General features: G+C 68.2%; 15 protein-coding genes and 2 tRNA genes. 7 read left to right on the plus strand and 10 right to left on the minus strand.

Annotation, left to right across the window (positions count from 1 at the left end; all coding sequences use genetic code 11):
• The first annotated feature begins 33 nt into the window (after window positions 1–33).
• Genes QBE02_RS10275 through pknB form a run of 3 tightly spaced genes read left to right on the plus strand, consistent with a single transcriptional unit; the run spans window position 34 to window position 4994 of the window.
• Window positions 34–1488 carry a peptidoglycan D,D-transpeptidase FtsI family protein gene (locus tag QBE02_RS10275; protein ID WP_279365629.1) on the plus strand — a complete coding sequence of 485 codons (1455 nt, stop codon included), beginning with the start codon at window positions 34–36 and terminating at the stop codon, window positions 1486–1488.
• Complete coding sequence (locus QBE02_RS10280) at window positions 1485–3263, plus strand: serine/threonine-protein kinase (protein WP_074694502.1); 1779 nt, start codon at window positions 1485–1487, stop codon at window positions 3261–3263. Before QBE02_RS10275 ends, QBE02_RS10280 begins: the two co-directional genes overlap by 4 nt.
• A gap of 30 nt (window positions 3264–3293) precedes the next feature.
• A complete protein-coding gene (gene pknB, locus QBE02_RS10285; RefSeq protein ID WP_279365630.1) occupies window positions 3294–4994 on the plus strand; it encodes a Stk1 family PASTA domain-containing Ser/Thr kinase in 1701 nt (566 codons plus the stop codon).
• Here the strand turns inward: pknB and QBE02_RS10290 are convergent.
• Genes QBE02_RS10290 through QBE02_RS10300 form a run of 3 tightly spaced genes read right to left on the minus strand, consistent with a single transcriptional unit; the run spans window position 4966 to window position 6568 of the window.
• Window positions 4966–5622, minus strand: coding sequence for an anthranilate synthase component II (locus tag QBE02_RS10290; RefSeq protein WP_279365631.1), 657 nt, complete (start codon window positions 5620–5622; stop codon window positions 4966–4968). The genes pknB and QBE02_RS10290 overlap by 29 nt on opposite strands.
• Entirely contained in the window at window positions 5619–5774 is a 156-nt protein-coding gene (locus tag QBE02_RS10295) for a hypothetical protein (RefSeq protein WP_164481586.1), read from the minus strand. The genes QBE02_RS10290 and QBE02_RS10295 overlap by 4 nt, the downstream gene beginning before the upstream one ends.
• On the minus strand, window positions 5774–6568 hold the full coding sequence (locus QBE02_RS10300) for a class E sortase (RefSeq protein WP_279365632.1): 795 nt from the start codon (window positions 6566–6568) through the stop codon (window positions 5774–5776). The genes QBE02_RS10295 and QBE02_RS10300 overlap by 1 nt, the downstream gene beginning before the upstream one ends.
• 54 nt (window positions 6569–6622) lie before the next feature.
• Here QBE02_RS10300 and QBE02_RS10305 point away from each other — a divergent pair, with 54 nt between their 5' ends.
• Window positions 6623–6862, plus strand: coding sequence for a cell division protein CrgA (locus QBE02_RS10305; RefSeq protein ID WP_094735171.1), 240 nt, complete (start codon window positions 6623–6625; stop codon window positions 6860–6862).
• Window positions 6863–6913: 51 nt separating this feature from the next.
• On the opposite strand, the gene QBE02_RS10310 is transcribed toward QBE02_RS10305, so the two are convergent.
• Together QBE02_RS10310 and QBE02_RS10315 are read right to left on the minus strand one after the other, a co-directional pair.
• Complete coding sequence (locus QBE02_RS10310; protein ID WP_279365633.1) at window positions 6914–7840, minus strand: rhomboid family intramembrane serine protease; 927 nt, start codon at window positions 7838–7840, stop codon at window positions 6914–6916.
• An 18-nt stretch (window positions 7841–7858) separates the two neighbouring features.
• Entirely contained in the window at window positions 7859–8416 is a 558-nt protein-coding gene (locus QBE02_RS10315) for a peptidylprolyl isomerase (RefSeq protein WP_056225086.1), read from the minus strand.
• 100 nt (window positions 8417–8516) lie between these two features.
• Between QBE02_RS10315 and QBE02_RS10320 the strand changes: the two genes are divergently transcribed.
• Both QBE02_RS10320 and QBE02_RS10325 read left to right on the plus strand, forming a co-directional pair.
• Entirely contained in the window at window positions 8517–9089 is a 573-nt protein-coding gene (locus QBE02_RS10320) for a DNA helicase (protein ID WP_279365634.1), read from the plus strand.
• Window positions 9086–9559, plus strand: a complete 474-nt coding sequence (locus QBE02_RS10325) for an aminoacyl-tRNA deacylase (RefSeq protein WP_279365635.1) — start codon at window positions 9086–9088, stop codon at window positions 9557–9559. Before QBE02_RS10320 ends, QBE02_RS10325 begins: the two co-directional genes overlap by 4 nt.
• A 3-nt stretch (window positions 9560–9562) precedes the next feature.
• Here the strand turns inward: QBE02_RS10325 and QBE02_RS10330 are convergent, their stop codons facing one another.
• On the minus strand, window positions 9563–9994 hold the full coding sequence (locus QBE02_RS10330) for an NUDIX hydrolase (protein ID WP_279365636.1): 432 nt from the start codon (window positions 9992–9994) through the stop codon (window positions 9563–9565).
• Between the two features lie 76 nt (window positions 9995–10070).
• On the opposite strand from QBE02_RS10330, the gene QBE02_RS10335 reads away from it, so the two are divergent.
• Window positions 10071–11333 carry an acyltransferase family protein gene (locus QBE02_RS10335; protein WP_279365637.1) on the plus strand — a complete coding sequence of 421 codons (1263 nt, stop codon included), beginning with the start codon at window positions 10071–10073 and terminating at the stop codon, window positions 11331–11333.
• 57 nt (window positions 11334–11390) lie between these two features.
• Here the strand turns inward: QBE02_RS10335 and QBE02_RS10340 are convergent.
• From QBE02_RS10340 to gyrA, 4 genes are all read right to left on the minus strand, one after another.
• Window positions 11391–11463, minus strand: a tRNA-Ala gene (locus tag QBE02_RS10340).
• A gap of 13 nt (window positions 11464–11476) precedes the next feature.
• A tRNA-Ile gene (locus QBE02_RS10345) sits at window positions 11477–11550 on the minus strand.
• A 65-nt stretch (window positions 11551–11615) separates the two neighbouring features.
• On the minus strand, window positions 11616–12017 hold the full coding sequence (locus QBE02_RS10350) for a DUF3566 domain-containing protein (RefSeq protein ID WP_056225075.1): 402 nt from the start codon (window positions 12015–12017) through the stop codon (window positions 11616–11618).
• Window positions 12014–14644, minus strand: a complete 2631-nt coding sequence (gyrA, locus tag QBE02_RS10355) for a DNA gyrase subunit A (RefSeq protein ID WP_279365638.1) — start codon at window positions 14642–14644, stop codon at window positions 12014–12016. Before gyrA ends, QBE02_RS10350 begins: the two co-directional genes overlap by 4 nt.
• Window positions 14645–14677 lie beyond the last annotated feature (33 nt).

The following is a 14677-nucleotide window of genomic DNA, read 5'->3' on the forward strand; positions in this document are numbered from 1 at the left end:
CCCCCTCGACGCCCCGATTCCCGAGGAGGCACCGTGACCAAAGAGCTCCGACGCCTCAGCATCGTCATGCTGGCGATGTTCCTGGCCCTGTTCGCCTCGACGAGCATCATCCAGGTCGCCCAGGCCAACTCGTTGACCAACACCACCGGCAACACGCGTGCGCTGTACGACTCGTACCAGATCCAGCGCGGATCGATCATCGCCGGCGGCACCGCGATCGCCTCATCGGTTCCCTCGAACGACGTCTACAGCTGGCAGCGTCAGTACACGGATGCCGACATGTGGGCGCCCGTGACCGGCTATATGAACCCGGTGCTCGACGCGAAGACCCAGATTGAAGCGGCCGAGAACAGCGTGCTGAGCGGGTCCGATTCGAACCAGTTCTTCTCGCGCATCGACCGCGCCATCACGGGCCAGGCGCCGCGGGGTTCGAACGTCGAGCTCTCGGTCGACCCGAAGGTGCAGAAAGCCGCGTGGGACGCCCTCGGCGACCTGCAGGGCGCCGTCGTGGCGATCGAGCCCTCGACCGGGCGCATCCTGGCGATGGTGTCCAAGCCCAGCTACGACACCAACATCCTCGCCTCACACGACACGGATGCCGTCAACGCGGCGTACGACCAGCTGATCGCCGACCCGTCGAAGCCGATGGACAACCGCGCGATCGGCGGCAACCTCAACCCTCCGGGCTCGACCTTCAAGCTCGTCGTCGCCTCGGCGGCGCTGGCATCCGGTCGTTACACGCCGGACTCAGCCTTCCCGAACCTCGCCGCGTACACGCTGCCCCAGTCCACGAACGTCGTGAGCAACGCCGGCGGCGGCACCTGCGGCGGCGGCGACACCGTGACCATCGCGACGGCGCTGCGGCTGAGCTGCAACATCCCGATGGCCGAGCTCGCGGTCGAGCTCGGCGATGACGCGATCCGCGCCGAGGCCGAGAAGTACGGGTTCAACACCTCGTTCAGCCTGCCGCTCGAGTCCACGCCGTCGACCTACCCGACCTCGCCGAACGCTCCGCAGACCGCCCTCAGCGGCTTCGGTCAGGGCGACGTCCGCGCGACCCCGCTGCAGATGGCGATGGTGTCGGCCGGCATCGCGAACGATGGCGTGGTGATGAACCCGCGGATGGTCGATCGGGTGATCGAGCCCAACCTCTCGGTGAAGGACGAGGCGAGCAGCAGCGAGTTCGGACGTGCTCTGGACTCCTCGATCGCCGCCCAGATGGTCACCATGATGACGGCGAACGTCCAGGACGGCGCAGCATCGAATGCAAGAATAGACGGGGTCGCGGTGGCGGGTAAGACCGGCACGGCGGAGAACGATTCCCGTCCCTACACTCTCTGGTTCACCGGCTTCGCACCGGCGGAAGACCCCAAGGTCGCCGTCGCCGTGGTCGTCGAAAACGGTGGAGGCCAGGGGCAGAACGGGAGCGGCAACGAGATCGCCGCCCCGATAGCGAAGAAGGTCATGGAGGCGGTGCTGGGTAAATGAGACCGACGCAAGGTGTGACCTTCGGAGGACGCTACGAGCTCGATTCGCGGATCGCGATCGGCGGTATGGGCGAGGTCTGGGAGGCGACGGATCACGTCATCGGACGTACCGTCGCCATCAAGATCCTCAAAGACGAGTACATGGGCGACCCGGGCTTCCTCGAGCGCTTCCGCGCCGAGGCGCGCCACGCCGCCCTCGTCAACCACGAAGGCATCGCCAGCGTGTTCGACTACGGCGAGGAGGACGGCAGCGCCTTCCTCGTGATGGAGCTCGTCCCGGGTGAAGCCCTGTCGACGATCCTCGAGCGCGACGGGTCGCTCTCCACCGACAAGACCCTCGACATCGTCGCCCAGACGGCCGCCGCGCTCCAGGCGGCGCACGCCGCGGGCCTCGTGCACCGCGACATCAAGCCGGGCAACCTGCTGATCACGCCCGACGGTCGCGTCAAGATCACCGACTTCGGCATCGCGCGCATCGCCGACCAGGTTCCGCTGACCGCGACCGGTCAGGTCATGGGAACGGTGCAGTACCTCTCCCCCGAGCAGGCGTCGGGTCACCCCGCATCGCCCGCGACCGACACCTACTCCCTCGGCATCGTCGCGTACGAGTGCCTGGCCGGCAAGCGTCCCTTCACGGGCGAGTCGCAGGTCGCGATCGCCATGGCGCAGATCAACGAGCAGCCCGCTCCCCTGCCCCCCACGGTGGCGCAGCCCGTCCAGAACCTCGTGATGGCGATGATCGCCAAGAAGCCCGACGACCGTCCGGCCTCGTCGGCCGCCGTCTCGCGCGCCGCAACCGCTCTGCGTCGCGGCGACCTCGCGGCCGCGGCCGCCGCCGTCCCCGCGATCGCGGCCGGTGCTGCTCTTGCCGATGACGCGACCCAGCTGCTCACGGCCGGGGGGCAGACTTCGGCGACCACGCGTCTCATGCCCGCCCCGGCGGCGGCGACGTCGCTTCTCACCGAGGAACACACCGAAGAAGACCCCGCGCCGCAGAAGAAGAAGCGCAGTCCCTGGACGTGGCCGCTCATCGCGCTCATCGCCCTGCTCGCGCTGGTGCTGATCGGCACGCTCGTCACGCTGTTGACGAACCAGGGCGACTCGAACGCGGCTCCGGCCAGCCCGTCCGCGTCCGCCTCGACGCCGGCTCCGACGCCGTCCTCGCCGTCCCCGAGCCCGACCCCGTCGAGCACCCTCGTCGACGTCGATGCCCTCAACCTCATCGGCAAGACCTGCGACGAAGCGCGCACGGCCCTCCGCAACGCGAACCTCGGTGCCACCTGCACCACCGGGAACGCGGCCGAGAACGCCGACCAGGTCGGCAAGATCTACGTCGTCGATCCGACGGGACGCAACCCGCAGGGTACGAACATCGAGGTCACGGTCTACGGCGAAGAGACGCCGCTCTCGACGCCCGGCACGCCGACCCTCCCCGGCACCTCGGTGACGGCGGGCAGCGACATCCAGGTCTCGTGGCAGCAGTACTCGTGCCCCTCGGGCACCGGGTCGGTCACGTCGTACAACTTCACCGCCACCAATGGCACCTTCGACGCCACGGGACAGTCGACCGCGGTGTTCGCTCCCGACGCGCGCAACGCGAAGCTGACGGTCAACAACGCCGCCGGTCAGACCCTGCGGGTGACGTACACCGTCAGCTGCTCGGGCGCCGGCGACCGGACGGCCGGTCCCTCGGGCGAGGCGTCGGCGACGATCACGGGCGGCAGCTCGTCTTCGCCGTCGGCGACGCCCGCGGCGGTTCCCACCGTCAAGCCCTGATCCCCATCCCCCACGCCAGGAGCTCCACCCGTGACCACTGAGACGCGCGTCCTTTCCGGGCGCTACCGCGTCGACGACCTCATCGGTCGCGGCGGCATGGCCAGCGTCTATCGCGGGTACGACCAGACGCTCGGGCGCACGGTCGCGATCAAGGTCCTGAAGGCCGATCTGGCGGGCGACGCCGCTTTCCGCACGCGGTTCCGGCTCGAGGCGCAGGCGGCCTCGCGCATGGCCCACCCCACGATCGTGCGGGTCTTCGACGCGGGTGAGGACGTCGAGACGGGCGTCGACGGCCACGAGCGCCCGGTTCCGTACATCGTCATGGAACTCGTGCACGGCCGTCTGCTCAAGGACGTCATCGCCGAGGGGCCCGTGCCCACCGACGACGCGCTGCGGTACGTCGACGGCATCCTGGAGGCTCTGGAGTACTCGCACCGTGCCGGCGTCGTGCACCGCGACATCAAGCCCGGAAACGTGATGATCACCGACTCCGGACGCGTCAAGGTGATGGACTTCGGCATCGCCCGCGCGGTGTCCGACTCCTCGTCCACGGTCGCCGAGACCACGGCCATCGTCGGCACGGCGGCGTACTTCTCGCCCGAGCAGGCCAAGGGCGAGTCCGTCGACGCCCGCGCCGACCTCTACTCCACGGGCGTCGTGCTGTACGAGCTCCTCACGGGTCGACCCCCGTTCCGCGGCGACACCCCCGTGGCCGTCGCCTACCAGCATGTCAGCGAGGCCCCGGTCCCGCCCAGCGAGATTGTCGAGACGGTACCTCGCGCGCTCGACGCCATCGTCCTCCGCGCCCTCGCGAAGGACCCGTTCCAGCGCCCGCAGGACGCCGCGAGCTTCCGCGAAGCCCTCGACGATACCGTCGACGGCAAGGGCCCCACCAAGCGCCAGATGTCGGCGCTGTCGAACGAACTGTACGGTCCGAACCCGCGTCAAGCGGCTGAGACCGCGCGTTCGCTGCGGCAGCTCAGCACCGACACCACGATGCGCCGCACGCAGCCCGGCCCCCCGGTGGCCTGGATCTGGGCGGGCGTGACCGTGCTCGCCGTGCTCCTCGTGGCCGTCCTCATCTGGGTCATGCAGATCCAGCCGAGCAACGACGTGCCCACCAGCGCATACACGGTCCCCAACGTCGTCGACATGTCGTACGACCGCGCGGTCGAGACGCTCGAGGGCCAGCAGCTGACCACCAGTCGCGTGAACGAGTCCGACGAGAAGGTCGCCGCCGGAAATGTCGTGAGCACGGTCCCCGAGGCCGGGACGAATGTCACCGCCGGGCAGAGGATCACGGTCTACGTCTCGACCGGACCCGATACGGCCACGGTTCCGACCCTCGACGGGATCACCGAGAGCGAGGCGCGGACAGCGCTGCAGAACGCGGGACTGTCGGTCGGCTCGATCCGCCGCCAGGATGATCCCGCTCTCGCCGCCGGAACGATCATCTCCTCGAGCGTCGAGTCGGGTGCCGAGGTCGCGAAGGGCACCACGGTGAACCTCGTGGTCGCCAGCGGACAGGTGGTCATCGTCGACTACACCGGCTACACCCTCGAGGCGGCCCAGCGCGAGCTGGAGTCCGACGCGAAGCAGTTGACGGTCAAGACGCAGCAGGATCCCGGCTGCAAGGCCGCGACGCCCCCGACGGTCAAGACGCAGTCTCTCGCCCCGGGTGAGGTCCCGGTGCACAGCGAGATCACGCTGACGGTGTGTTCGGGCGCCTGACACCGCGCGGGTGAAGTCGGGAGCCGCGTGCAGCGGCGCCCGAAAGTCCGGCGTTCTCGAGCCAGCGGCCGAGCAGCACATGTCCGCCCTCGGTCAGCACGCTCTCGGGGTGGAATTGCACGCCCTCGATCGGCGCGGTCCGGTGCCGGAGGCCCATCACCACTCCTGCGTCGGTCCGCGCCGTCACCTCCAGCTCCGCCGGGAGCGACTCCGCGTCGACGGAGAGCGAGTGGTAGCGGGTGGCGACGAAGCCGTCGGGAAGATCGGCGAACACCCCGTCTCCCCCGTGCCGGATGACGCTCGTGATCCCGTGCAGCAGTTCCGGCGCGTGTCCGACGCGTCCGCCGAACGCCGTCGCGATGGCCTGATGTCCGAGACAAACTCCCAGGAGAGGGATGCCGGCACCCAGCGCCGCGTGCACCACGGCGACCGAGTGTCCGGCGTCGTCGGGGTGACCGGGGCCGGGTGAGACGAGGATCGCCTGTGCGTCGCGCACGGCGAGATCCGGCAGCCCGGAATCGTCCGCCGCGATCATGATGGTCTCGGCCCCGAGGTCTCGGACGTAGCCGGCGAGCGTGTGGACGAAGCTGTCGCGATTGTCGACGACGACGACGCGCCAGGGACTCACTCGACCGTGACCTCCTGGGGATAGACGAGGTCGCTCACCCAGGGGAAGACGTAGAAGAAGAGGCCGTACAGAACGGCCGCGAGCAGCACCAGGACGATCAGCAGACGCACCCACCACGGACCGGGGAGGACGCGCCACAGGGCTCCGTACATCAGGCTGCTCCAGAGGTCAGAGACGTCGGCGGACCGGCGTCGGTCCGCGGGGTGAAGGACTCGAACACGCCGTAGCCGATCGCTCTCTCCGAGAAGCCGTAGCGCGGGCTGCAGGTGGTCATCGTGATGACGCGGTCCGTCGCCTCGATCTGCGGCTGCTGGGGCGTTGGCAGCAGGACGTTCACGCCGTCGGGACGCACGTATTCGATGTTGCGGAACCGGTAGGTGTACCAGCCGCCCTCGGTCTCGACGACGATGGCATCGCCGATGCGCAACGACGGCAGGTCCGCGAACGGCGCCCCGTGGCTGCCGCGGTGGCCGGCGATGGCGAAATTGCCCACCTGCCCGGGCATGGCGGAGTCGGGGTAGTGACCGAGGCCGATCGGATCGAGGGTGCGGGACGAGCTGACTCCCCCGGCGACCGGGAAATGGTAGTCAGGGCCGAGGCGCGGGATGTAGACGACGCCGAAGATCTGCGCGTCTTTCGATTGCTCGAGGGCGGGCGGGTCGGCCGTGGGGGGTGCCGCCGGTTGAGCGGGAGCGGTCGTCGTGGGCAGGGGCGCCGACGGCGGCGGATTGGTGGCCCACTGCTCGCTGATCTCTCTGCCCTGATCCTTGAACTGCGCGCCGATGATGGCGTCGCCGATCCAGAGCTGCCAGACGACGAAGAGCAGGACGAGAACGCCCGCGGTGACCAGCAGATCACCGATGACCCCGATCACGGACACCCGCCGGCGTGGAGCGCGACCGCGCCGTGATCCCCGGCGGGTCTGCGGCTGGTCGACGGTCTGCACGGGGGCAGTCTAGTTCCGCGGGATCACGCGCACCTGACCGTTAGACTGTCCGGCATGGCTCGAACTGGCAAAGGCGAAGACCCGATCGCTGAGCGCAACGAAGGCGGATCGGCTCCGAACCCGGTGTGGTTCCTGCCCATCATGATCGGCCTCATGCTCATCGGCCTCGTGTGGGTGCTGGTGTTCTATCTCAGCAACTCGCAGTTCCCGATCCCCGGCATCGGTCCGTGGAACCTCGTGATCGGCTTCGGCATCGCGTTCGTCGGGTTCCTCATGACCACGAAGTGGCGCTGACTTACACTCGTGTAATTCATCCCCACCTGTGGATGAGGCTGTGGATAACTCTCAGACGTAGAACACAGCCGGGATCGCGAGCAGTGCGATCAGGAGCACGCTGAGAACGACGAGCAAGACGATCTGCACCCGCTTCTGCGTCGCTGCGCGCGTTCGCGCGTAGATCAGTCCGACGCCGGCGCCGGTGATCAATCCGCCCAGGTGCGCCTGCCACGAGATCCCCACCGCGGCGAGTGAGCCGGCGAAGTCGCCCGATCCGATCGCGTTGAGACCGGCGATCACGAACGGCCATGCGAAGTTGATGGTGATCAACACGGCGATGACGCGGATGTCCGCGCCGATGTGGCGTCCGATCACGAGCAGGGCGCCGAAGAGCGCGAAGATCGCACCGGACGCACCCACGGTCCACACCCCGGGGGCGAGGAGCGCGACGGCGACCGATCCGCCGAGGGCACCGATCAGGTAGAGCACCAGGAACCGCGCGCGACCGAGCAGCGGCTCGAGGCTGCGCCCGATGAACCAGAGAGCGAGCATGTTCAGGCCCACGTGGAAGAACCCGCTGTGGACGAGGGCCACGGTGAACAGGCGCCACGGCTCGATGAAACCGGCCTGCGGCAGCACGTAGAGGCTGTTGAACGCGAGCAGGTTCGACACGACGCCGCCCACGCCCGGGATGAGCCCGATGATGTAGACCAGGCCCGTGACGGCGATGATGCCGAGGGTCATCTGCGGTCGGCCGGACGAGACGACCGACATGGGCCGAGAGGCCCAGCGGCGCTGAGCCTTCTTCTGCGCGGGGGTCTGCGCGGCGCGTTGCTGCGCCATGCACTCCGGGCAGATGACGCCGACGGCGGCGGGTGTGCGGCACTCCGAACACACGGTGCGCATGCACCGCTGGCACAGCACGAAGCTCTGCCGGTCGGGATGCCGGTAACAGAAGTTGTCGCTGTTGCGACGGAACTCCTCAGTCGTGGACACCCGCCGCCGCCTGAGAGGTCAGACCGAGACGACGTCGACCGACTGGAGCACGACGGGCTCGATCGGACGGTCGCCCGCGGCGGTGGGGACGGAGGCGATCTTGTCGACGACGGCCTTGGACGCGTCGTCGGCGACCTCGCCGAAGATCGTGTGCTTGCCCTGGAGCCACGGGGTCGGGTCGGTCGTGATGAAGAACTGCGAGCCGTTGGTGCCCTCGGCCTGGCCGGTGATGGCGTTGCGGCGCAGACCAGCGTTGGCCATGGCCAGCTTGTAGGGCTGGGTGAAGTCGAGCTCGGGGCTGATCTCGTCGTTGAAGTTGTATCCGGGGCCACCGATGCCCTGACCGAGGGGGTCGCCGCCCTGGATCATGAAGTTGGGGATGATGCGGTGGAAGATGACGTCCTTGTACAGAGGACCCTCACCCTTGGCGCCCGTAGCCGGGTTCGTCCACTCCTGGGTTCCGTCGGAGAGCCCGACGAAGTTACGGACGGTACGCGGAGCGTGGTCTCCGAACAGGTTGACGACGATGTCGCCGTGGTTGGTGTGCAGGGTCGCGACGGCGGTGTGGTTGGCCATGAGTACATTCTCTCAGAGTTATCTGCAAGGGTCGGCGGCGTCAGCGACCCGTTCTGGCAAGATGAACGAACGTACATCCCATCGACAGGGAGGATGAGCCGTGGGCCTCAGCCGCAAGAGCAAGAAGGAACTGCGCAAGCTCCAGAAGCACGCCGCGAAGGTGTGGGAGTCGCAGCAGGTGCTGCTGGGCGAGAGCGGGAAGGTCGCTCGTGAAGCCGGCCACCAGCTCGGTCGCTTCAGCCGCGAAGACCTCGTCCCCGCCGTGCAGGACGGGTACAACAAGTACGCCGCTCCGTACGTCGACAAGAGCGTGAAGTACAGCAACCGCTTCCTCAGCCACAAGGTGGTCCCCGCGGCCGGTGCCGTGGTCGGCGGAGCGATGTCGGTGTGGGACGCAGCGGGCGACACCCGCGACCGTCTCGCCAAGGGTCGCGGCTTCGAGCTCGACGCCCACAAGTACGCCAAGCGTGCCGAGAAGTACGGCAAGCAGGCGTCGAAGCGTCTCGCCAAGAAGCTTCCGTCGCAGCACGACGGCATCGGCGCCGGCGGCGTCATCGCCATCATCCTCGGCGTGGTCGCCGCTGCCGGCGTCGCGTACGCCGCGTGGCAGACGCTGCGCGCCGACGACGAGCTGTGGGTGGCGGACGACCCGCTGCGCGCGCCGGACGCGTGAGCGATCCCACCATCAGAGTCAGAGAGGCCGCGCGAGAGCGCGGCCTCTCCGTCGATGTGCGCGAGCGTCCCGCGGCGTCGAGCCTCGACGAGGCGGCCGAGTTGCTCGGCATCCCCTCTGCCTCGATCGTGAAGACGCTGGTCGTCAAGCGTTCGGACGACACCTATCTGTTCGCGCTGGTCCCGGGCGATCGCGCCATCTCGTGGCCGAAGCTGCGCGCGGTGGTCGGCGTGAACAAGCTGCGGCTGCCCGAGCCCGAGCTGGCCCTCGCCGCGACGGGTTATGAACGGGGCACCATCGTTCCGATCGGCAGCTCGACCGACTGGCCCGTGTACGCCGACGAACGCATCGTCGGGTCGCGGATCGCCATGGGCGCGGGAGCGCACGGATACAGCTTGTTCGTCGACGCGGACGATCTGATAGCCGCCTACGGCGCGACGGTCGCCGACATCACCGCAGAACGCGCCTGAGGCTCACGAGCCGAGGATGCCGGCCATCCGCAGAGCCACGTCGACGAGCTGAACCCGCCGCAGCTTGCGGGTCGCGGCGAGGGTGAACCACTCCGCGCGATCGGTCGAACCGTCCCTCTCGAACCGCAGGCGACCGCCCACAACGCGAGCCCGGTAGACGATCCGGAGCGCGTGCAGAGGGCCTGTGGCGCCGTCGGCGAGCCGCGCCTCGGCGGGGATGACCCGGGAGTGGATGCCGAGCAGCTCGTCGACCACGACACGGAACCCCGTCTCCTCGCGCACCTCCCGGCGCACCGCCTGGGCGGGGTCTTCACCGTCCTCGAGGCCGCCGCCGGGCAGGGTCCACGCTCCCCGTCGTCCGTCGATCCAGTGGGCGAGCAGCACGCGGTCGTTTGCGTCGGTCACGACGGCGTACGCGGCCACGCGCATATCCATGACCGAACTTTAGCGACGGGTTTCACCCGCGTGTCGGAGGTGACGACAGACGTCCGGGTCGCGCCACGATGGTCCCATGCGCACTGAGCTCTCTCCGTCGACGCCCGACGTCTCGCGCCGCGACCTCACGCTCGATCTCGCCCGCGTCACGGCCGTGTGCTTCGTGGTCGTCGTGCACCTGCTCCAGGTGGGCGTCGGTCGGGGTCCCGACGGCGCCATCGTGACCTCGCGACCCGCCGAGATGCAGCCGTGGTTCGACACCGCGACCTGGTTCGGGCAGATCATGCCGCTCTTCTTCGTCGTGGGCGGTTTCGCCTCCGCCGCCGGCTGGGCGACGTGGACGAGTCGGGGTGGCGACGCGCGCGGCTTCATCCGCTCCCGCGCTCTGCGCCTCGCGCAACCGGCGCTTCCGCTGTTCCTCGTCGTCGCGGCCGTCCTCGTGGTCGCCGCCCTCGTCGGAGTGGATCCGTCGCTCGTCGATGCCGCGGTGGTGGGAGTGGGGATGCCGCTGTGGTTCCTCGCGGCGTACCTGCTCTGCCAGGCCGTCGTGCCGCTCACGACGCACTGGCACGAGGTCGCGCCCCGCCGCACGGTCGCGATGCTTCTGGTCGCGGTGATGGCGGTCGACGCGCTGCGCTTCGCCTCGGGGGTCCAAGAGCTGGGGTACGCGAACCTGTTGTTCGTCTGGCCCCTGATCCAACAGCTGGGCTACTGGTACCGCGACGGATGGTTCGACCGCCGTTCGTCGCTGTCTCTTCTCGGTCTCGCGGCCGGCAGTTATCTCGTCGTCGGTGCCATCGTGGTCTGGGGGCCCTACTCGAACAACATGCTCGCCAACCTCAACCCGCCGACGCTCCCGCTCGTGCTGTTCGGTCTCGCGCAGGCCTGCCTGCTGCGTCTCGCCAAGCCCGTTCTCACCGCCCTGATGCGCACGAGGGTCGCCCAGGCGATCGTGTTCGTGATCGGCTCCCGGCTGATGACGGTCTACCTGTGGCACCTACCCGTCATCCTCATCGTCTCGGGTGTCGCCCTGTTGATCCCCGGCGCCGCACCTACGCCGGCGAGCCCGGAGTGGTGGGCGACCCGCCCCCTCGTCTTCGCCGCGACGGCCGTGGTGCTGTGGCTGCTCTCGCTGGTCCTGGTCCGCTTCGAGGCGCTGGGCGAGCTGCCCCCGCCTCCGGGCCCTGTGGTGCTCGCGGTCGCGTGGGTGTGTGCGTTCCTCCCGCCGTTCGCCGTCACGCTGGAGGGCATGAACACGGTGCTGGCGGTATCGGGAGCCGTGCTCTACGCGGTATCGGTGATTCTTCTCCGTGCGGGGCGACGTCGCGCCGCCGGCTGAGCCACGGGGGAAAGGCGAAGAGCCGGTCCTGAGGGACCGGCTCTTCGTTATCGATTGTGGAGCCTAGGAGATTCGAACTCCTGACATCCTGCTTGCAAAGCAGGCGCTCTACCAGCTGAGCTAAGGCCCCGCGAGGGAAGGGGTGGGGCTACCAGGACTTGAACCTGGGACCTCTTCATTATCAGTGAAGCGCTCTAACCGCCTGAGCTATAGCCCCGTCTCGCTGACGTGATGTCAACCTCGAAGACTTTACCGGACTCGCGAGGTTTTGACGAATCGGCGTCAGTTCGAGGTGAACCCGACGAGAAGGCCACCGGTGACCTTCACCGCCAGGTTGTAGATACCCGCCATCACGGCGCCGAGCACGGTGACGATGACGAGGTTGAGAATGGCGACGATGGCGGCGAACGCCATCACCTGCGGCAGGCCCACGTACTGCGACAGGGTCGCCCCACCGTCGGTGAAGCTCGTGAAGAACTCATCGAGCTTCGTCAGCAGCGTCGCCGAGACGACGAGGTAGATGAGGAAGTACGACACGACGGTGACGATGGCCAGAGCGACCGCCGCCAGGAACGACAGCTTCACCGCCGACCAGAAGTCGATGTACACCAGACGCAGGCGGACCTGCTTGGCGGGGGTCTTGTGAGTCGACTTCTTGGCGAGCTTGTCGGCTACCGTGCTCATGCGTCAGTACTTTCCTCGGGGGTCTCGGAAGAGGAGGCGTCGGCCTCATCCGCGGAAGAAGCGGTGGGCTCCGTGATCGTCTCCGTCGTCTCGGTCAGGTTCCGCTCTGCGTTGCGGGCGATGGCGATGATCCTGTCATCACCTCCGGCTCGTGCGAACACGACACCCATGGTGTCGCGCCCCTTGGCGGGGACCTCGGCCACGGCAGAGCGTACCACCTTGCCGCTGGCAAGAACCACGAGGACCTCGTCGCCCTCCGACACCATCATTCCGCCCGCGAGCACCCCGCGGTCATCGGTCAGACGGGCCACCTTGATGCCCAGACCGCCGCGATTCTGCATCCGGTATTCGGTGACGGCGGTGCGCTTGGCATAGCCTCCCTCGGTCACGACGAACACGAACTCGTCGTCCTTGGCGACGGATGCCGAGAGCAGGCTGTCGCCCTCGCGGAAGTCCATACCCTTCACGCCCGACGTCGACCGGCCCATGGGGCGCAACGCGCTGTCGGTGGCGGAGAAGCGCAGCGACTGCCCCAGGCGGCTGATCAGGAGGATGTCGTCGCCCTCGTCGACCAGCATCGCGCTGACCAGCTCGTCGGCACCGCCCTGCTCGGCGTCGTCGGTGTCGTCCGCGACCTGGCCGCGGAGCTTGATGGCGATGACGCCGCCCTGGCGGTTCGTGTCGTACTCGTCGAGGCGGGTCTTCTTGACCAGCCCGTTGCGGGTGGCGAGCACGAGGTACGTGGCGACGCTGTAGTCGCGGATGTCGAGGATCTGGGCGATCTCTTCGTCGGGCTGCAGCGCGAGCAGGTTCGCGACGTGCTGACCCTTCGCATCGCGCCCGGCCTCGGGGACTTCGTACGCCTTGGAGCGGTACACGCGGCCCTTGTTCGTGAAGAACAGCAGCCAGTGGTGGGTCGTGGTGACGAAGAAGTGCTCGACCACGTCGTCGGCGCGCAGCTGCGCACCCTTCACGCCCTTGCCGCCGCGGTGCTGCGAGCGGTAGTTGTCGCTGCGCGTGCGCTTGATGTAGCCGTCGCGGGTGACGGTGACGACCATCTCTTCTTCGGCGATGAGGTCTTCGATCGACACGTCGCCGTCGAATCCGTGCAGGATCTCGGTGCGACGGTCGTCGCCGAAGCGGTCGACGATCGCCGTCAGCTCGTCGCGGATGATGGTGCGCTGGCGGGCGGGCGTGGCGAGGATGTCGTTGTAGTCCGCGATGCGAGCTTCGAGCTCGGTCGCCTCGTCGACGATCTTCTGGCGCTCGAGGGCGGCGAGACGACGCAGCTGCATGTCGAGGATCGCCTGCGCCTGGATGTCGTCGATGTCGAGGAGCTTCTGCAGCCCCTCGTTGGCATCCTGAGCAGTCGGCGAGCGACGGATGAGCGCGATGACCTCGTCGAGCGCGTCGAGCGCCTTGAGGTAGCCGCGCAGGATGTGCATGCGTTCTTCGGCCTTGCGCAGGCGGTAACGCGTGCGGCGGACGATGACCTCGACCTGGTGGTCGATCCACAGGCTGATGAAGCCGTCGAGCGAGAGCGTGCGCGGCACGCCGTCGACGATCGCCAGCATGTTGGCGCCGAAGTTCTCCTGCAGCTGGGTGTGCTTGTAGAGGTTGTTCAGCACGACCTTCGCGACCGCATCGCGCTTGAGCACGACGACCAGGCGCTGACCGGTGCGACCCGAGCTCTCGTCGCGGATGTCGGCGACGCCCGTGATCTTGCCCTCGCGGGCGAGGTCGCCTATCTTGACGGCGACGTTGTCGGGGTTGACCTGGTAGGGCAGCTCGGTGATCACGAGGCACGTGCGGCCCTGGATCTCTTCGATGTTGACCACGGCGCGCATCGTGATCGAGCCGCGCCCGGTGCGGTACGCGTCCTTGATGCCACGGGTACCGAGGATCTGGGCGTGCGTGGGGAAGTCGGGGCCGGGGATGCGCTCCATGAGCGCCTCGAGCAGCTCTTCGCGCGTGGCATCCGGGTTCTCGAGGGCCCAGAGGGCGCCGGCCGCGACCTCGCGCAGGTTGTGCGGCGGGATGTTCGTGGCCATACCGACGGCGATGCCGACCGAGCCGTTGACCAGCAGGTTCGGGAAGCGCGCCGGCAGGACCGTGGGCTCCTGCGTCTGGCCGTCGTAGTTGTCCTCGAAGTCGACGGTCTCTTCTTCGATGTCGCGCACCATCTCAAGCGCGAGGGGGGCCATCTTGGTCTCGGTGTAACGCGGAGCGGCCGCGCCCTGGTTGCCGGGTGAGCCGAAGTTGCCCTGGCCGAGGGCCAGCGGGTAGCGCAGCGACCACGGCTGCACGAGACGCACGAGGGCGTCGTAGATGGGGGCGTCACCGTGCGGGTGGTAGTGACCCATGACCTCGCCGACGACGCGGGCGCACTTCGAGAACGACTTGTCGGGGCGGAAGCCGCCGTCGTACATGCCGTAGATCACACGGCGGTGCACGGGCTTGAGACCGTCGCGCACGTCGGGCAGGGCGCGCCCGACGATGACGCTCATCGCGTAGTCGAGGTAGCTCCGCTGCATCTCGAGCTGCAGGTCGACCTGGTCGATCTTGCCGTGGTTGTGAGCGCTTTCTTCGCGCGCGTCGGCGGGCCCGGGAGTGGTGTCGTCAGCCATGTCTTCTCAGTTTCGTGAATACGTCGGAGCGAG

The sequence above is a fragment of the Microbacterium testaceum genome (genome assembly GCF_029761935.1).
Classification (GTDB): Bacteria; Actinomycetota; Actinomycetes; order Actinomycetales; family Microbacteriaceae; genus Microbacterium; species Microbacterium testaceum_A.